The organism is Pseudomonas sp. NFACC16-2, from assembly GCF_900119205.1.
GTDB classification, from domain to species: domain Bacteria; phylum Pseudomonadota; class Gammaproteobacteria; order Pseudomonadales; family Pseudomonadaceae; genus Aquipseudomonas; species Aquipseudomonas fluorescens_Q.
Window position 1 is genome coordinate 40,321 of the sequence record NZ_FPIX01000033.1, and the last position, 17,757, is coordinate 58,077.

A 17,757-nucleotide genomic window follows, 5' to 3' on the forward strand; every position below is an offset into this window, starting at 1 on the left:
GTATGGTAGGCCGTGCACCCTTGGTTAAAGTCGGAGGTGACCAATGAGTACTGCGATGCTGACGAAAATGCACATCAACGGTTATGACGTGCTTAGCGTAAACAGCGGCCCGTGGAGGGTCTGCACCCAGGCTGACCGATTGGGTTCCTTTGCTTCCCGTGAGGAAGCGCTGGCCTATGCCGCCGCGTTGCCCACCCGAAGAGCCCGTAGCGGCCGGCCTGTAAACACGAAATAGAGGGGGCCGGTACATCCAATCTCTCGGTGACAGGTACACCGCTATCGCGAGCAAGCTCGCTCCCACGGTTTTTCTGGCTGTTCACCAAAAAAACCTGTGGGAGCAGCTTGCTCGCGATGCCGGCGGGCCAGCCTGCGCCCGTCACGGTGATCAGGCGCGGGCCAATTCCAGCGGGACTTCCAGGGTAAACAGAGCACCTTGCCCCGGTCCGTCGCTATGGACATAAAGGCGACCATTCATTTCAACCGCCGCCAGGGCGCAGCTGTGCAAGCCAAACCCATGGCCGTCCTTGCGGGTCGTGAAACCGTGATTGAAGATGCGGGCCAGGTTCTCCGGGGAAATGCCTTCGCCTCGGTCCTTGACGCTGAGGCATAGTGTCGTTTCGTCGAGGATGCGGATCCCCAGGGTCATCTCCCGTGGGTGCTCGCTGGTGTGCGACATCGCGAATTTGGCGTTGCTGATCAGGTTGATCAGGATCAGCAGCAACCTATGCTTGTCCCCCATGATCGCAGGAACGTCCTGATACTCCTTGATGACGGTGACGTGATGCCGACTGAGCGCGCCCGAGTTCATGCGTAGCGCATCTTCGAACAGATCGCTGACATTGAGCGGTTCGATCAGCCTGGCTGCCCCTGCATAGGTTTGTTGAGTGGTGACGATTTCCTTGATGTGATCGATGCTCTTGGTCAACTGCGCCAGCTCATCGATAAGCACGGCTTGTTCTGCGGCGATGGAGTCGACCAGTTCGTTGAAATAACGCGGCAGCAACCGACCTTTTTCATCATGGGTGATGAACTGGCCAAGATCTTCGGCATGTTCATTCATCATTTTGACCGCCTTGGTGAGCCCGGTCGTCTTGCTGTTCCTCAACTTGCGGGTGACGAGTTCGGCTGAAATGTTCACGCTATTGAGCACATTCCCGACGTTGTGCAACACATTCGTGGCGATTTCGGCCATACCCGCCATTCGCGCCGCATCTACCAGTTCGCGTTCGGCCTCCATCAGTTCTCGGGTGCGCTCCTGCACGCGCTCTTCGAGCCGTTCATTGGACGTTTGCAGTTGCTGGTTGATCTGGTTGATGACGGCGTAGCTGCGAACCAGTCTCACTGCCAGGTAGATCATCAACAGCGCCATGAGGCTGGCACACGCGCCCAGGTAGATATGGTATTGACGGTCCGCAGCGGCGGTCCTGCGCTGGGTCTCGTTCAATAGCTCGGTGATGTTGTCCAGTTCCTGGGCCACCGGAATCACGCTGATGCGATCCAGCAGATCATTGACGATCGGTTGTTCCTGGATAATGGATTTGACGTGCTGGGTCAGGGCAATGAAAAGGGGCTGGCTGGTCGCAGGCAGTTGATCGACGTATTTTTCCAGATCACTCAATTGGCGCTGCACTTCCTCGGCTTTGTCCGAGGTGACATAAAGTGCGTACTCCAGCGTCGTCAGCGTCAGCTCACGAACATTGGAAGCTGTTGCCAGATGTTCCGTCGGGCTTTCGGCGCGCATCCCCTCGAGCAAGGCTTGAATACCATCCTCGACCATCGGCAACGCATCCAGGGCGGTGCGCAGATTGGCGTTGTGTTGCTGGAATTGATCGACCAGCACCGTTTTGTTCTTGACTGCTTCCACGTAGCCGTTGCGTCTGGATGCCCAAAGAACGGCCAGTGGGCCAGCGTTATTGAGCTGCTCCAACTGCTCCCATCGACTGCCGGCCTCGAGTGGCGGTGTCAACGACAGGTTGTTGTTCACGCCGATCTTTTTCCTGAGGATCTTGACGTTCCAGTTAGCGTCGGCTTGCTTGAGTTGGCGAATGAAGTCGCGGGATTCGAAGTAGGTCGATGAGTCGTACGTGTATGACTTGATCAAAAAGAATATCAGAGCCGAAAAAACAACAAGCGCGATGGCCAATAGGGCGGGCCATTTATATTTTCTGATAATAATGGTCACGCTTTTCTCCTGTTCAGGGCGCTTATCGAAGGAGTCGGTGAGTTTTCGAGAGGGGGCCGGAAGGGGAGAAAGGTAAACGTCGTGCGGGGTTGGCGTGCCGGTTTGCTTTGGCCTGGGTACACGTTGAGCTCCCTGCTAACGATGAACGTCGGGTTCATGGCTGAGTGTAGCGCTAACCTTTGCTGCGCAGCGCGCCGCAGTGAAGCAGGCGCGGCCGGGTAGCCGCGCCGATGGCGTTACTTGATGTCGATGAAGGGCAGGGCGCCGTTTGGCAGCACGGTGGTTGGCAAGACACCATTCCAGCGTTCGGCCTTGGTCAGTTCCACCAGGTTCTGGTTGCTGGCCAGGGCCTGGGCCCGTGCCTTGATGGCTTCGGCTTCGGCTTTGCCGCGCAACTCGGTCGCCAGTGCGTCTGCCTTGGCCTGTGCAACTTGCGAATCGGCCTCCGCCTGGGCCTGAGTCACGCGAATCTGTGCTTGCACCTGCTCGGTGGCGAGCTGTTGCTCGCGGGTCTTGACCTGGACTTCCGCAGCCATGCGCGCTTCGATGGCTTTTTCGTAGGCGTCACTGAAATCAATGTTCTCGACCTGGACGCTGTCGATGATCACGGGGCCGGTAATGGTCGCCTTGATGGCCGTGGAAATGTCATTGACCAGTTGGACGCGGTTCTGCACGGCAGCCACGGCGTTGAACTTGCCGAATACGTTTTCCACCTGGGTTGGCACCTGGCGGCTGATCATCCGGTCGCGGATACCTTCCAGGTCCTTGAACTGGGTATAGACCTTCGCGACATCGGAAGGCGCGATGTGCCAGGACACGGACACCTTGAGCTGGGCGGACTGTTGGTCCTTGCTGTAGGCCTGGAGGTCTTCATAAGCCGTCACTTGGCTCTGGACGCTGATCAGGCGTACCGACTCGATAAAGGGCGTCTTGAAGGACAGTCCCGGTTCAATCACCCCGACCAGCGCCCCGTTGCGCAGCAGTACGCCACGCTCGGTTTCGTCGACCGTGTACCAACTGCCAAAGAACACGCACAACAGGACGATGCCCGCGATTGCAGCAACGATGGAACCGATGGTTTTACTGGTCACTTTTCTTTCCTTGATTGGCTTGGGAGGGTTTGCCATAGCTGTGTCCAATGTCGAAGCTGCAATTGGCGTTCTGAATGCCAGACACGAAAAAGCCCTGAATAATCAGGGCTTTAACGTTGAAAGATGGCGGAGGCGATGGGATTCGAACTCATGGACCTGTTACAGTCGACGGTTTTCAAGACCGTTGCCTTAAACCACTCGGCCACACCTCCGTATTGCGTTGCGGGCGCCATAATACCCGAATGAAACACACTGTCAAACTCTCTACGTAGCTTGTTACAGAGCGTCTGTTATGATCCTTGCCACTGAATGTTTCAAAACCGGAGGAGTGTCGCCATGCGCGAACAGGATTACGCAGTGAACAACAGCGTGCAGGCTGAGCAGCTAGAGGTTAGCCGCGTCCTGCGCAACACTTATGGCTTGCTGGCACTCACACTCGCTTTCAGCGGTGTGATGGCTTATGTCGCACAACAGATGCGGGTGGGTTACCCGAACATCTTCGTCGTGCTGATCGGTTTCTACGGCCTTTTCTTCCTCACCAACAAACTCCGTGATTCGGCCTGGGGCCTGGTGTCGACTTTCGCCCTGACCGGCTTCATGGGCTTTTTGCTCGGCCCGATCCTCAATCGTTACCTGCAAATGCAGGGCGGCGCCGAAGTGGTCAGCTCGGCCTTCGCAATGACCGCACTGGTATTTGGCGGCCTGTCGGCCTACGTGCTGATTTCCCGCAAGGACATGAGCTTCCTGGGTGGCTTTATCACCGCAGGTTTCTTCGTGTTGCTGGGGGCGACGCTGGCCAGCTTCTTCTTCCAGATCAGCGGCCTGCAACTGGCGATCAGCGCCGGTTTCGTGCTGTTCTCCTCGGTCTGCATCCTGTACCAGACCAGCGCCATCATTCATGGCGGCGAGCGTAACTACATCATGGCCACCATCAGCCTGTATGTATCGATCTACAACCTGTTCGTCAGCCTGCTGCAGCTGTTCGGCCTGATGGGTCGCGACGACTGATTGCATGGGTGATGAGTGAGAAGCGCGCTTTGGCGTGCTGCTCACCTGGAAACAACGGCGTTTTTCAGAGATGAAAAGCGCCGTTTTTTTTGGTTTTCCGTTTTTAGGTGCATTTTTGGGGGAGGGGATATCCATTTCTGCGGCAACGGATATACACACCAAGGCAAGTAAATCCCGAACCCCTCTCAAAAAAAACGGCACCACCCTTGGAAAAAGGGAAGTGCCGCTTTTGGAGCCCAGGTAAACGGTATTGCCACATGCAGTGGACTTAAGAGGCAAACCGCCGCAACCCCACCGGTGGTACAAAGGCTTCCAGCTCGGCCTCCACGGCCTCGATTATTCGTTCAACATCCGGGGCATTCATCACCGTTGCGCAGGGGATACCCGCAATGGCGATCATGGTCTCGCCGCTGGCACGGTCAAACAGCCGGGCAACCATGCTGCCAGGCGCATCCATGCTTGCTTCGAATCCCATGGGATGGAAGTGCCAGCGCATCAACTGGCAAGCATTGGGGAACGTAACCTTGCTGAAGGATCCTTTATTCATGTGTTGCCCGCCTTCTTCAATCGAGCGCTTCCTTTTGCTCATGTCAGGAAGGAAGAGCCATCATGGCTCTACCAGTGAGAACTAAAAATAGCACCTGAAAATGAAGCTCATGTGGATTTTTTCAGTCCGTTTTGCGATTGGTTCACTTTTTTTGATCTGGATCACGACTTAAGCGGCAATGTTTAGAATGCCATCACGCTTGGCTGGGGTTGTCCCGAGGCTTGGGCAATGGCTCTGGCACGCGGCTTCTCCAGGCGATGAGCAGGGCCAGGATCATCATCGCCAGGGCGACGGCGAAGGTCATGTGCAGACCGTTCGTCACAGCCGCGGGGCTGGCGCCGGTAATGTCATTCGTCGCCGCCGCGGCTGCAAACACCGCGCCGAGCACGGAGGCTCCGGTGAAAAAACCCAGGTTGCGCGACAAGTTGAGCAGCCCGGCGATGACGCCTCGTCTCTGGGCTGCTACATCGGCCATGACTGCCGTGTTGTTGGCCGTCTGGAAGAACGCATAGCCAAGGGTCGTCACCACGATGGCCGCGAGGTAGCCGACGGTGCCAAGGGTAGGGGGAACCAGTGATAACATCAGGCAGCCGAGCCCCATGCTCGCCAGGCCGGCGAGCCGCATGGGGTGTACGCCAAAGCGATCCACCAGGCGTCCGGCAGGTACTCCGGCCAGCGCCGCGACAGATGGCCCTACGGCCAGCGCCAGTCCCACGAAGGCCGCCGGCAGTGCGAGGGTGATGGACAAGTAAAAAGGCCCGACCAGCAGCGTCGCCATCATGACCGTCGCAACCAGGGCGCTCGTCACCAGGCCTGATACCAATGATCTGTCGCGGAACACTTTCAAGGGAATCAACGGCGATACGGCCCGGGACTGGGCCCGAATGAATAGCCCGGCGCCCACGAGTGCGATCAGCAGCAGCGCAAGATTCAATCCGCCAAAGCTTCCGCGTCCGGAAGTCATGGACAAGGCATAGGCGGCGAGCGTCACTGCCAACAGCAAGGTACCGGTTACATCGAAGCGGGTTCCTTCGGCCTTCGGCACCACTTCCCGCACCGGTAGCGAATACCACGCCAGCCCTAGCGTCAGCAGGCCCAGAGGGATGTTGACCAGGAACAACGCCGGCCAACCGAACCCGCTGATCAGCATGCCGCCAAAGGACGGTCCGAGGGCTGTGCCCACTGCCGACAGTGTTGCCAGTAGCCCCATGGCGCTGCCGGTTTTTTCCTGGTCGACCGTTTCGCCCACCAGCGCCAGGGTCAGCGTCATCATGATGGCGGCCCCCAGGCCTTGCAGCGCCCGACCTGCGACCAGCAGCCAAAGCGAGGGCGCCAGGCCGCATACCGCTGATGCCAAGGTGAACAGGGCGATACCGGCCAATAGCAGCTTGCGCCGGCCCATCAGGTCTCCCAGGCGGCCGACACTGACAATCAGCGTGGTGATTGCCAGCAGGTAGGCCAGCACCACCCATTGGACCTGCTGGAAAGAGGCCCCGAGCGCCTCGGCCAGCGTCGGCAGTGCCACCGCAGCCACACTGGCGCCAAGGGAGGCCAGCAGCGTCGAGAGCGCAAGGCTCGCCAGGGCCCAGCGAGGTGAAAAGAGCCGGTGTGCGGGCGCGGTTGCCGGCCGGTTTTGTTGCGTGTTGACGGGTTTCATCGTGTCACCTGTATCCGTGGCGCTCGAAACGGAGCTGTCAAAACGTTACGCCTGGACATAACATGGCGGAAGACGCAGCATTTGCACGTTATAGCTGCAGCAAACGCCATCTGTTGAAATCGAGACACCGCCATGTTCTCGCCAGATCTCAATCTGCTCGTCACCCTTGATGTGCTGCTCTCGGAAGGCAGCGTGGCCCGGGCCGCCCGGCGCTTGCAGCTCAGCCCGTCGGCCATGAGCCGGGCACTGGCGCGGTTGCGTGAAACCACCGGTGACCCGCTGTTGGTTCGGGCCGGGCGAGGGTTGGTGCCGACGCCTCGTGCGCTGGAGTTGCGCGAACAGGTCAGCCATCTGGTGCAGCAGGCCCAGGCGGTGCTGCGGCCAGTGACGACCCCGGATCTTGGGCGCTTGAGCCGAACCTTCACGTTGCGCACCCGTGAAGGGTTCGTGGAAAACTTTGCCATTGACCTGATCACTCGCATCCACGAGCAAGCGCCCGGCGTGCGCCTGCGCTTTGTGGAAAAGACCGACCGGGACAGCACGACGCTTCGCGACGGCACCGTGGACCTGGAGACCGCCGTCGTGGACAAGGACACCAGCCCGGAACTACGAACCCAGGCGTTGTTCAGCGACCGCTTGATTGGGGTTGTGCGCGCGGGACACCCGCTGAGCCAGGCAACGGTGAGTGCCGCCGGTTATGCCGCAGGTGGGCATGTCGGTGTGTCGATGCGCGGCCTGGATCATGGCCTCATCGACCAGGCCCTTGCGGCTCTGAATCTGTCCCGCGAAATCGTCACCACGGTGCCAGGCTTTTCCTCGGCGCTGGGACTGGCCCGCTCCAGTGACCTGATCGCCAGCGTGCCCGAACGCTACACCGCGAGCCTGCGGGTCGGCCTGCACAGTTTTACGCTGCCGTTTTCCGTACCTGGGTTCACGATCGCCATGCTCTGGCATCCACGGATGGACGCCGATCCTGTGCATCGTTGGCTTCGAAGTTGTCTGCGGGAAGTGTGCGCACGTAAACCGTAGAGATTTAGTAGATATTCGTTAATAGCATTTCGCTGGCACTTAGTTGGCAGAAGTGCGACGCCATACGCAAATTGCTAGTTATCGATATTTAATATTTAAATAGTTTTTTGTCCGACAATCCGCAACTCGGGCGGTTTAGTTGGGGCACTAACGAGGCAAAACCCTATTGTTTATGGGCGTTAAGGGCAAGGCGTGAATTTGAACGAAAAAAATTGCTAGACGTTTGATTTCAAATTGTGTCAGGTTTCTTACGTCCTCATTGGGCGAGTGATAGGACGATCTCGCCAGAGATTGTCTGTCTGACTAAAACTGTTCCATTTGCAAACAAGGAAGTGTGTTTATGTCGAAAGTCAAAAGCAGCGCTATTGATTCTGCCGAACAACTCCTCTGGGCGCCGCAATCATTGGCGGCTGCCAGTAATGCGTTCAACCAGATCAATAGTTTCAGTCACCAATACGACCGGGGCGGTAACCTGACCGTCAACGGCAAACCGTCGTACTCTGTCGACGAGGCGGCCACTCAGTTGCTGCGCGACGGCGCGGCTTACCAGGACCGGGACGGCAGCGGCAAGATCGAGCTGACCTACACTTTCCTGACTTCCGCCTCTTCCAGCACCATGAACAAGCATGGGATCAGCGGCTTCAGCCAGTTCAGTGCGCAGCAGAAAGGCCAGGCCGCCCTGGCCATGCAATCCTGGGCGGACGTGGCCAATGTCACCTTCACCGAAAAAGCCAGCGGCGGCGACGCTCACATGACCTTCGGCAACTACAGCGGCGGCCAGGATGGCGCGGCGGCGTTTGCTTATCTGCCAGGGACCGGGGCCGGTTATGACGGGACCTCCTGGTACCTGATCAACAGCAGCTACACCCAGAACAAGAACCCGGACCTGAACAACTATGGCCGCCAGACCCTGACCCACGAAATCGGCCACACCCTCGGCCTGGCCCACCCGGGTGACTACAACGCCGGCGAAGGCAGCCCGACCTACGATGACGCCACTTATGGCCAGGACACCCGTGGCTACAGCGTCATGAGCTACTGGAGCGAAAGCAATACCGACCAGAACTTCAGCAAGGGCGGCGTCGAAGCCTACGCCTCCGGTCCGCTGATGGATGACATCGCGGCCATCCAGAAGCTCTACGGTGCCAACACCACGACCCGTACCGGCGATTCGACCTACGGTTTCAACTCCAATACCGGTCGCGATTTTCTCAGTGCGTCATCGTCGTCGGACAAAGTGGTGTTTTCGGTATGGGACGCAGGTGGCCGCGATACCCTGGATTTCTCCGGTTTTACCCAGAACCAGAAAATCAACCTCAATGATGCCTCGTTCTCCGATGTTGGCGGCATGGTAGGCAACGTCTCCATCGCCAAGGGTGCCGTCATCGAAAACGCCATCGGCGGCTCGGGCAGCGACTTGCTGATCGGCAACACGGTAGCCAACGAGCTCAAGGGCGCAGCGGGCAACGATATCCTTTGGGGGGCCGGCGGTGCAGACAAACTCTGGGGGGGCTCGGGGTCGGACACGTTCGTGTTCGCCGCCAGTTCCGATTCGCGGCCTGGAGCGACGGACCAGATCCTCGATTTCGTCAGCGGCCTGGACAAGATCGACCTGACCGGTATCACCAAGGGCGCGGGCCTGCATTTCGTGAGCGCGTTCACCGGTGCGGCGGGCGATGCGGTGTTGTCGACATCGGGTGGCAACAGCCTGCTGTCGGTGGACTTCTCCGGGCACGGCGTGGCTGACTTCCTGGTCAGCACCGTTGGCCAGGCTGCGGTCTCGGATATCGTGGCCTGATGTCCCTGTCCCGTGGGGGCGGCTGCTCCTGCGGGACCCCGGCCAGGATGAAAAAAATGCGTAGGAAACTCATGTCCAATAGCGTTCGAGCAACCGCCGGGTTGCTCGCTACGCTGATGATGTTTTGTGGAGAAGCCGCCATGGCGCGCAGCCTGTTGTTAGCAGAACCCTCGCAGTTGGCCGGTCAGTGGCAGGCTGTTTTGTCGAGCCCGCAGGACAACACGCAAACCCAGGCGATGCAGGACAAACCGTCCAACAGTTGCCTCGTCGAACTCAAGGCGGATCAGACCCTGGGCGGGCAAACCGATTGCCTGGGCCAATGGCTGGGGGACGAGCCGGTTCGTTGGTTCACTGAACCCGACGGACTTTCCCTGATTGGCAAACAAGACTCCAGGACACACTTGGGCCTACGTCAGGGAGACCGTTATCAAATGACGTTGAAGTCCGGCTTGATACTCAGGCTTGAACGGAATAAGTCCCAGAGTGCTCATTAACGAATGAGCACAATTGAGTCTTGAACGAAGTGCGCTTGTTTGAACAGGCGTGCTTTTCGGTGTCGGCCGAATCGAAAAAACAAAGATTGGCAAGTTGAATAACGGCCAGTTCGCTGGCGAAGCCAACAACAAGGAAGATCATGAATAGGGTAAGGAGCGCTGCTGCGGCGCCGCTGTTTAAAGCGCTGGGCGATTATAAAAATATTTTGATCAGTGTTGGATGTTTTACCGCGTTGATCAATGTCCTGATGCTCGCGCCTTCGATTTATATGCTCCAAGTGTATGACCGCGGGTTGTCATCACAGAACGAGACCACGCTGGCGATGTTGTCATTGATGGTCGTCGGCTTCTTCGTATTCATCGGGCTGCTGGAAATGGTTCGCAGCTTCGTGGTCATCCGCATCGGCAGCCAGTTGGAGCGACGCTTCAATCTTCAGGTGTACAAGGCCGCGTTCGAGCGCAATCTGCGCCAGGGTGAAGGCAACGCCGGGCAATCCCTGGGCGACCTCACGCATATTCGCCAATTCCTCACCGGGCCGGCGCTGTTCGCGTTCTTCGACGCACCGTGGTTTCCCATCTATCTACTGGTGATCTACCTGTTCAACGTGTGGCTCGGCGTGTTTGCCTCCGTCGGCACGCTGCTGCTGATCGGCTTGGCCTGCCTGAACGAGGCCATGACCAAAAAGGCCTTGGGGCAGGCCAGCGTCTACTCGCAACAATCCAGTCAACTGGCCACCAGCCATTTGCACAACGCCGAGACGATCCAGGCCATGGGCATGCTCGGCGCGCTGCGCAGCCGCTGGTTCGCCGTGCACTCACGGTTTCTCGGCCTGCAGAACCAGGCCAGCGACACCGGCGCGGTCATCAGCTCCTTGAGCAAGACCCTACGCCTGTGCCTGCAGTCGCTGGTGCTGGGTTTGGGTGCACTGCTAGTGATCAAGGGCGACATGACCGCCGGGATGATGATTGCCGGCTCGATCCTGATGGGCCGGGTATTGAGCCCTATCGACCAGTTGATCGCCGTGTGGAAGCAGTGGAGCGGTGCCAAGCTGGCTTACCGGCGTCTCGACGCGCTGTTGCAAGCGTTTGCGCCCCAGGACGACGGCATGACGCTGCCTGCGCCTGAGGGCCAGGTGAGTTTTGAACACGTCAGCGCCGGGCCGCCAGGGCAACGCAACGCGACGCTGCAGCAGGTCAGCTTCAGCCTGGCCGCGGGGGAAGTGCTGGGTGTGCTGGGGGCGTCCGGTTCCGGCAAGTCCACCCTGGCCCGGGTGCTGGTGGGCGTGTGGCCGACCCTGGCGGGTACGGTGCGCCTCGACGGGGCCGATATTCATCGTTGGAATCGCGAGCAACTCGGCCCGCACATCGGCTATTTGCCACAAGACATCGAGCTGTTTCGCGGCAGCATCGCCGAGAACATCGCCCGGTTTCGCCAAGCCGATCCGCAAAAGGTCGTCGCCGCCGCGCAGCAGGCCGGGGTCCATGAGCTGATCCTGCGCCTGCCCCAGGGCTATGACACGGTGCTGGGGGAGGACGGCGGTGGTTTGTCCGGCGGACAGAAACAACGGGTTGCGCTGGCCCGGGCGATGTACGACCGGCCGAGCCTGGTGGTGCTCGATGAACCCAACTCCAACCTCGACACGGTTGGCGAAGCGGCGCTCGCCAGTGCCATCGCGCAGATGAAGGCCCAGGGCACCAGTGTCGTGCTGGTCACTCATCGTTCCTCGGCACTGGTCCAGGCCGACAAGTTGCTGGTGCTCGACGAAGGCCGGCTACAAGCCTTCGGCCCAAGCCAGCAAGTGTTGCGGGCGCTTTCCGGCCAGTCGGGTTCACAGGACAACGCGCCACGCAGCTCACCGCCGAACAGTCCCCAGGTGGCCCCCACCGGACTGAGCATGAGTCGCCAGTACCAGGCCGCCAGTAAACCCGGTGGCGCATGAGCAAGGAGCTCGACATGAATCTCGAACATACGCAGGACGTTGAGCGCCCGGAGCGCGACGCCCACTTCTTCACGCGCGTGGGCTGGGCACTGGCGCTGGTTGGCGCGGGCAGTTTTTTCACCTGGGCCTGCCTGGCGCCGTTGGACCAGGGCATCCCCGTGCAGGGCACCGTGGTGGTTTCAGGCAAGCGCAAGGCGGTGCAGTCGATGAGCAGCGGTGTGGTCAGCCGGATCCTGGTGCGCGAAGGCGAAGCGGTGAAGCAGGGCCAGCCGCTGTTCCGCCTGGACCAGACCCAGGCCGCCGCCGATGTGCAATCGCTGCAGGCGCAGTACCGGATGACCTGGGCGAGCCTGGCGCGCTGGCAAAGCGAGCGGGACAACCTGGCGCAGGTAAGTTTCCCGGCTGAGCTGAGTCGCGATCCCGATCCACGCCTGGCCCTGGTGCTTGAAGGCCAGCGGCAACTGTTCAGCAGCCGCCGCGAAGCCTTCGCCCGGGAGCAGGCGGCGTTGCGCGCCAACATCGAGGGTGCGGCGGCGCAATTGGCGGGTATGCGTCGGGCCCGCAGCGACCTGACCGCCCAGGCCGAATCCCTGCGTCTGCAACTGGGCAACCTGCAACCCTTGGCCGACAACGGCTACATCCCGCGCAACCGCCTGCTGGACTATCAACGCCAGCTGTCGCAAGTGCAGCAGGAACTGGCGCAGAACAGCGGCGAAAGCGGACGGGTGGAGCAGGGGATCGTCGAGTCGCGGCTCAAGCTGCAGCAGCACAACGAGGAATACCAGAAAGAGGTGCGCAGCCAGTTGGCCGACGCCCAGCTCAAGAGCGAAACCCTGCAAGAGCAACTGAAATCCGCCGGCTTCGAGCTGCAACACAGCGAAATCCTTGCCACCGCCGATGGCATCGCCGTCAACCTGGGGGTGCACACCGAGGGCGCCGTGGTGCGCCAGGGCGACACCTTGCTGGAAATCGTCCCCCAGGGCACGCGGTTGGAAGTGGAAGGGCATCTTCCGGTGCACCTGATCGATAAGGTCGGCACGCATTTGCCGGTGGACATCCTGTTTACCGCCTTCAACCAGAACCGCACGCCCAGGGTGCCTGGGGAAGTCAGCTTGATTTCTGCCGATCAAATGCTCGATGAGAAGACCGGCGCGCCGTATTACGTCCTGCGCAGCAGCGTCAGCGACGTGGCGATGGACAAGCTCAACGGCCTGGTGATCAAGCCCGGCATGCCGGCCGAGATGTTCGTGCGCACCGGCGAGCGCTCATTGCTCAACTACCTGTTCAAACCGCTGCTCGACCGAGCCGGCTCTGCGTTGACCGAAGAATAAGGATGTCCGGCGGTATGAAGCGTTTCTATTGGGTAGCCGTGCTGGCCGCTTCCGTGTGCAACAACGCCTGGGCCATGGGGCCCTTCGAGTTCTACGAGCGAGCCCTGCGCAATGACCCGGTCTACCTGGGCGCGATCAAGGAGCGCGATGCGGGCCTGGAGAACCGCGCCATTGGCCGCGCCGGGCTGTTGCCGCACCTGGGCTACAGCTACAACAAGGGTCGCAACCAGTCCAAGGTCACTTACCTCAACGATCGCGGCGCCAGCCAGCATGATGATCGCAACTACAGCAGCTACGGTTCCAGCCTGACGTTGCAACAACCGCTGCTGGACTACGAGGCGTACGCGGCCTACCGCAAGGGCGTCGCCCAGGCGTTGTTCGCTGACGAAAGTTTTCGTGGCAAAAGCCAGGAGTTGTTGGTGCGGGTGCTGAGTCATTACACCCAGGCGCTGTTCGCCCAGGACCAGATCGACATTGCCCAGGCCAAGAAAAAGGCGTTCGAGCAGCAATTTCGCCAGAACGAGCATCTGTTTCGCCAGGGCGAAGGTACGCGCACCGACATCCTCGAGGCGCAGGCGCGCTATGAACTGGCAATCGCCGAAGAGATCGAGGCGCGAGATGAGCAGGATGCCGCCTTGCGTGAGCTGGGCTCGCTGATTGGCGTCCCGGCCCTGGATATCGGCGACCTGGCGCCGCTGCATGACACCTTCCAGACCTTTGCCTTGCAACCGGCCAGTTTCGACACATGGCATGAGCTGGCGGTGAGCAACAACAGCAGCCTGGCGTCCCAGCGCCAAGCCGTGGACGTGGCGCGTTTCGAGGTGGAGCGCAACCGCGCCGGGCACCTGCCCAAGGTCAGCGCCTACGCGACGATGCGCCAGAACGAATCGGAAAGTGGCAATACCTACAACCAACGCTACGACACCAACACCATCGGCCTGGAAGTCAGCGTGCCGCTGTACGCCGGTGGCGGGGTCTCGGCGTCGACCCGCCAGGCCAGCCGCACTATGGAACAGGCCGAATACGAGCTGGAGGCCAAGACCCGCGAGACGCTGATCGAGCTGCGCCGTCAGTTCAGCGCCTGCGTGTCGGGGATGAACAAGCTGCGTGCTTATCAGAAGGCCCTGAGCTCCGCCGAAGCGCTGGTGGTATCGACCCGGCAAAGCATCCTTGGCGGCGAGCGGGTCAACCTCGACGCGCTCAACGCCGAGCAACAGCTCTACACCACTCGCCGCGACCTGGCCCAGGCCCGCTACGACTACCTCATGGCCTGGACCAAGCTGCATTACTACGCCGGCACCCTCGGCCCGCAGGACCTGGCGAAGGTAGACGAGGCGTTTGTGTCCCGGGCGCCCATTCAATGACCTGTGGCGAGGGGATTTATCCCCGCTGGGCTGCGAAGCGGCCCCACCCCAAACACCGTGTTCTTCCAGACAGACCTCGGGCCCTCAGGCGACTGCTTCGCAGTCGAGCGGGGATAAATCCCCTCGCCACAGAAGGGATTTACAACAATTGATAAAGCGCTACTAAGGATGGTTCGTGATGAAAATCGATAACAAAAAACACCCCAGGCCGGCAGGTCGCCTGTTCCTGCTCAAGGCCCTCAACCACGCCATGCTCTGCGCACTGGCGACCTTGGGCGCGGCCCAGGCGGCGCCTTATGTCGAGGGCGGCAGGGCGGGTAATCCAGACAGTTGGCGCAGCAGCGAATTCAACGCCGAATGGGGGTTGGGGGCAATCAACGCACAGCAGGCCTACGCCGCCGGGTATACCGGCAAGGGCGTCAAGCTGGGGATCTTCGACCAGCCGGTCTATGCGGCGCACCCGGAGTTCTCCGGCACTGGCAAAGTCGTGACCTTGGTCACCAGCGGTATCCGCGAGTACACCGATCCCTACATCCCGGTGAAAGCCGGTGATCCGTTCCGCTACGACGGCTCGCCCACCGTTGGCTCCGATGGCAAGCTGGGTTCCCACGGCACCCATGTCGGCGGGATCGCTGCCGGCAGTCGCGATGGCAGCCCGATGCACGGCGTGGCGTACGATGCGCAGATCATCAGCGCCGACAACGGCGACCCGGGCCCCGAAGACGGCATCATCCTGGGCAACGACGGCGCAGTGTACAAGGCGGGTTGGGACGCGTTGATCGCCAGCGGAGCACGCATCATCAACAACAGCTGGGGCATTGGCATCACCGATCGCTTCGACCAGGGCGGCCGCGATCCGGCGTTCCCGCACTTCACCGTGCAGGACGCGCAACTGCAATTCGATCAGATCAAGCCGCTGCTGGGCACCAAGCCTGGCGGTGCCTATGAGGGCGCCATCGCCGCGGCTCGCAGCGGGATCGTCACGATTTTCGCCGCCGGCAACGACTACAACCTCAATAACCCCGATGCCATCGCGGGCCTGGCGTATTTTGTGCCGGACATCGCGCCGAACTGGCTCACCGTGGCGGCGCTGCAAGTCAATCCGGACACCGCCAGCGCCAATCCGTACACCATCAGCACCTTCTCGTCGCGCTGCGGCTACACCGCCAGTTTCTGCGTGTCGGCCCCCGGCACCCGGGTCTACAGCGCCGTGATCGGCGGCACCCGTGCCGACGACCTGACTGTCGGCTACGCCAACAAGAGCGGCACCTCCATGGCCGCGCCCCATGTTGCCGGCAGCGTGGCGGTGTTGATGGAGCGTTTTCCGTACATGACCGGCGCCCAGGTCGCCAGCGTGCTGCGCACCACCGCCACCGACATGGGCGCGCCGGGCGTCGATTCGTTGTATGGCTGGGGCATGATCAACCTGGGCAAGGCCATCGACGGTCCATCGATGCTGGTGACCGAGCAGGACATTCCCGCAGAGTTTCGTATCGATGGCGCCTATGGTTCCGGCCAGTTCGTGGTGGACCTGCCGGGCATCGGCGCGATCATCGATGCCGGCAAACCCACGGAACGGGTGTGCAGTGGCATCCAATGTGGCCTGGACGTTTGGCGCAACGACATCGCCGGCCACGGCGGCCTGACCAAGGAGGGCGTCGGCACCCTGGTGCTCACCGGCGCAAACACCTACAGCGGGCCGACCCTGGTCAATCAAGGGCGACTGGCGATCAATGGCTCGCTGGCCTCGGCCGTTACGGTCAACGACGGCGGCATCCTCGGCGGCAACGGGCGCATCGCCAGCCTGACCGCCAGCCGCGGCGGCAGCGTGGCGCCGGGCAACTCCATCGGCACCTTGCAGGTGGCCGGCGACGTGACCTTTCAACCCGGTTCGAACTACTCGGTGGAAGTCTCGCCCACCGCCAGCGACCTGATCGTGGCGGGCGGCAAGGCGTCCGTTGACGGAGCGACGGTGTCGCTGTCCCTGGAAAACAGCCCGACACTGCTGACGGCTGGCGAGGTGAAAAGCCTGCTGGGCCGGCAGTTCAATATCCTGCAGGCCGCCGATGGTATTGAGGGGCACTTCGCTGGCGTCTTGCCCAACTATGCGTTTCTGGGGGGCGACCTGGCGTACAGCACCAGTGGCATTCAACTGGCGGTCGAGCGTAACGACGCGTCATTTGCCAGCCTCGGCCTGACACCTAACCAGCGCTCCGTCGCCTCGGCCGCCGAACGACTGGGCGCGGGCAACGGACTCTACGAAGCCTTGCTGCTTTCGCCCAGCGCCGCCGTGGCGCAACAGGCATTCGAGCAACTGTCCGGTGAAATCCATCCGGCCATTGGCACACTGTTGATCAACGACAGTCGTCAGTTGCGCGACGCCATGGGTGATCGCCTGCGCCAGGACGCCCTGTACGACGCCGGTACGCCGACCGATGCCAGCAGCAATGCCTGGTTCAAGGTGCTGGGCGCTTGGGGCAAAAACGATGGTGGAAATGATCACGCCAGTACGACCAGTTCCATCGGCGGGCTGCTGGCCGGTGTCGACGGACTGATCAGCGACCAGACGCGACTGGGCTTCGTCACCGGCTACAGCGACAGTTCGTTGAGCATGGGTGACGGCACCCATTCCTCGGCCAAGGCCGACAGCTATCACCTGGGGGCCTACCTGGGACATGAAATCGACGCGCTGCGCCTGACCGTTGGCGGTGCCCACAGTTGGCATCGCATCGACGTCAAGCGGGACCTGCAATGGGGCGACGTCAGTGGCCGGGAGAAAACCAAGCGCGATGCCCGGACCACCCAGTTCTTCACCGAAGCGGCGTATCGCCTCAACTTGCAACCGGTAGCCCTGGAGCCGTTCGCCAACCTGGCCTATGTGCACCTGGACAGCGACAGCTTCCATGAGAACGGCGACAACGCGGCCCTGCACGGGGGCGACGATCGCCGCGATGCGGTGCTCTCGACCCTGGGCGTGCGGGCCAGCCACACCTTGGCGCTGTCGGATCGACAGCAACTGCAACTGTCCGGCTCCCTTGGCTGGCAGCACAACCTGAGCCATACCACGTCCGAACAGGACCTGGCCTTCGCCGGCAGCAGCAACACCTTCGCGGTGCAGAGCGTGTCCATGGACCGCAACGCCGCCGTGATCGGTGCCCGTGCCGGGCTTGCGGTCGCCAAGGATGTGCGGGTCAACCTCGACTACAACGGCCTGATCGGCTCCCGGGATAAAACCCACGGCGTGGGCCTGACCTTGGATTGGCAGTTCTGACCAAGAAGAAAGGCTGGATATCCCCCCGTGGCGAGGGAGCTTGCT

At 61.0% G+C, this 17,757-nt stretch carries 14 protein-coding genes and 1 tRNA gene; 10 read left to right on the forward strand and 5 right to left on the reverse strand.

Translation table 11 applies throughout. The features are described from left to right. The first annotated feature begins 43 nt into the window (after nucleotides 1-43). Nucleotides 44-235 (forward strand): hypothetical protein, encoded by a 192-nt coding sequence (locus BT116_RS31500; RefSeq protein WP_013693334.1) that lies wholly within the window; start codon nucleotides 44-46, stop codon nucleotides 233-235. A gap of 150 nt (nucleotides 236-385) precedes the next feature. On the opposite strand, the gene BT116_RS22565 is transcribed toward BT116_RS31500, so the two are convergent. From BT116_RS22565 to BT116_RS22575, 3 genes are all read right to left on the reverse strand, one after another. Next, a complete protein-coding gene (locus tag BT116_RS22565; protein ID WP_072347198.1) occupies nucleotides 386-2,182 on the reverse strand; it encodes a DAHL domain-containing protein in 1,797 nt (598 codons plus the stop codon). 236 nt (nucleotides 2,183-2,418) lie between these two features. Next, nucleotides 2,419-3,273, reverse strand: coding sequence for a prohibitin family protein (locus tag BT116_RS22570; protein WP_083569183.1), 855 nt, complete (start codon nucleotides 3,271-3,273; stop codon nucleotides 2,419-2,421). Nucleotides 3,274-3,397: 124 nt separating this feature from the next. Next, nucleotides 3,398-3,485 (reverse strand) — tRNA-Ser (locus BT116_RS22575). A gap of 124 nt (nucleotides 3,486-3,609) precedes the next feature. Between BT116_RS22575 and BT116_RS22580 the strand changes: the two genes are divergently transcribed. Next, the gene (locus BT116_RS22580) at nucleotides 3,610-4,281 is read left to right on the forward strand and encodes a Bax inhibitor-1/YccA family protein (protein WP_063321310.1); all 672 of its coding nucleotides are present in this window, start codon (nucleotides 3,610-3,612) and stop codon (nucleotides 4,279-4,281) included. A gap of 34 nt (nucleotides 4,282-4,315) precedes the next feature. Further along, on the forward strand, nucleotides 4,316-4,525 hold the full coding sequence (locus tag BT116_RS30780) for a hypothetical protein (RefSeq protein ID WP_139209480.1): 210 nt from the start codon (nucleotides 4,316-4,318) through the stop codon (nucleotides 4,523-4,525). A gap of 24 nt (nucleotides 4,526-4,549) precedes the next feature. On the opposite strand, the gene BT116_RS22585 is transcribed toward BT116_RS30780, so the two are convergent. Beyond that, nucleotides 4,550-4,828, reverse strand: coding sequence for a DUF1652 domain-containing protein (locus BT116_RS22585; protein ID WP_003201764.1), 279 nt, complete (start codon nucleotides 4,826-4,828; stop codon nucleotides 4,550-4,552). A gap of 193 nt (nucleotides 4,829-5,021) precedes the next feature. Next, nucleotides 5,022-6,485: an MFS transporter gene (locus BT116_RS22590; protein WP_072347199.1), complete on the reverse strand. Its 1,464-nt coding sequence runs from the start codon at nucleotides 6,483-6,485 to the stop codon at nucleotides 5,022-5,024. A gap of 132 nt (nucleotides 6,486-6,617) precedes the next feature. On the opposite strand from BT116_RS22590, the gene BT116_RS22595 reads away from it, so the two are divergent. The 7 genes from BT116_RS22595 to BT116_RS22625 all read left to right on the forward strand — a co-directional run bounded on the left by BT116_RS22595 (nucleotide 6,618) and on the right by BT116_RS22625 (nucleotide 17,712). Next, nucleotides 6,618-7,514, forward strand: a complete 897-nt coding sequence (locus BT116_RS22595; RefSeq protein ID WP_072347200.1) for a LysR family transcriptional regulator — start codon at nucleotides 6,618-6,620, stop codon at nucleotides 7,512-7,514. A gap of 340 nt (nucleotides 7,515-7,854) precedes the next feature. Next, complete coding sequence (locus BT116_RS22600) at nucleotides 7,855-9,312, forward strand: serralysin family metalloprotease (protein WP_072347201.1); 1,458 nt, start codon at nucleotides 7,855-7,857, stop codon at nucleotides 9,310-9,312. Between the two features lie 71 nt (nucleotides 9,313-9,383). Beyond that, nucleotides 9,384-9,806: an AprI/Inh family metalloprotease inhibitor gene (locus BT116_RS22605; RefSeq protein ID WP_072347213.1), complete on the forward strand. Its 423-nt coding sequence runs from the start codon at nucleotides 9,384-9,386 to the stop codon at nucleotides 9,804-9,806. A gap of 140 nt (nucleotides 9,807-9,946) precedes the next feature. Continuing rightward, nucleotides 9,947-11,746 (forward strand): type I secretion system permease/ATPase, encoded by a 1,800-nt coding sequence (locus BT116_RS22610; RefSeq protein ID WP_072347202.1) that lies wholly within the window; start codon nucleotides 9,947-9,949, stop codon nucleotides 11,744-11,746. Continuing rightward, on the forward strand, nucleotides 11,743-13,077 hold the full coding sequence (locus tag BT116_RS22615) for an HlyD family type I secretion periplasmic adaptor subunit (protein WP_072347203.1): 1,335 nt from the start codon (nucleotides 11,743-11,745) through the stop codon (nucleotides 13,075-13,077). The genes BT116_RS22610 and BT116_RS22615 overlap by 4 nt, the downstream gene beginning before the upstream one ends. A gap of 14 nt (nucleotides 13,078-13,091) precedes the next feature. After that, nucleotides 13,092-14,441 carry a TolC family outer membrane protein gene (locus BT116_RS22620; RefSeq protein WP_072347204.1) on the forward strand — a complete coding sequence of 450 codons (1,350 nt, stop codon included), beginning with the start codon at nucleotides 13,092-13,094 and terminating at the stop codon, nucleotides 14,439-14,441. Between the two features lie 250 nt (nucleotides 14,442-14,691). Then, on the forward strand, nucleotides 14,692-17,712 hold the full coding sequence (locus BT116_RS22625) for an autotransporter domain-containing protein (RefSeq protein ID WP_371856179.1): 3,021 nt from the start codon (nucleotides 14,692-14,694) through the stop codon (nucleotides 17,710-17,712). The last annotated feature ends 45 nt before the right edge of the window (nucleotides 17,713-17,757 follow it).

Coding starts and splice junctions, on each gene's coding strand:
- BT116_RS31500 (WP_013693334.1), top strand. CDS start 44: ATGAGTACTGCGATGCTGACGAAAATGCACATCAACGGTTATGACGTG.
- BT116_RS22580 (WP_063321310.1), top strand. CDS start 3,610: ATGCGCGAACAGGATTACGCAGTGAACAACAGCGTGCAGGCTGAGCAG.
- BT116_RS22590 (WP_072347199.1), bottom strand. CDS start 6,485: ATGAAACCCGTCAACACGCAACAAAACCGGCCGGCAACCGCGCCCGCA.
- BT116_RS22605 (WP_072347213.1), top strand. CDS start 9,384: ATGTCCAATAGCGTTCGAGCAACCGCCGGGTTGCTCGCTACGCTGATG.
- BT116_RS22600 (WP_072347201.1), top strand. CDS start 7,855: ATGTCGAAAGTCAAAAGCAGCGCTATTGATTCTGCCGAACAACTCCTC.
- BT116_RS22610 (WP_072347202.1), top strand. CDS start 9,947: ATGAATAGGGTAAGGAGCGCTGCTGCGGCGCCGCTGTTTAAAGCGCTG.
- BT116_RS22615 (WP_072347203.1), top strand. CDS start 11,743: ATGAGCAAGGAGCTCGACATGAATCTCGAACATACGCAGGACGTTGAG.
- BT116_RS22595 (WP_072347200.1), top strand. CDS start 6,618: ATGTTCTCGCCAGATCTCAATCTGCTCGTCACCCTTGATGTGCTGCTC.
- BT116_RS22620 (WP_072347204.1), top strand. CDS start 13,092: ATGAAGCGTTTCTATTGGGTAGCCGTGCTGGCCGCTTCCGTGTGCAAC.
- BT116_RS22585 (WP_003201764.1), bottom strand. CDS start 4,828: ATGAATAAAGGATCCTTCAGCAAGGTTACGTTCCCCAATGCTTGCCAG.
- BT116_RS22625 (WP_371856179.1), top strand. CDS start 14,692: ATGCTCTGCGCACTGGCGACCTTGGGCGCGGCCCAGGCGGCGCCTTAT.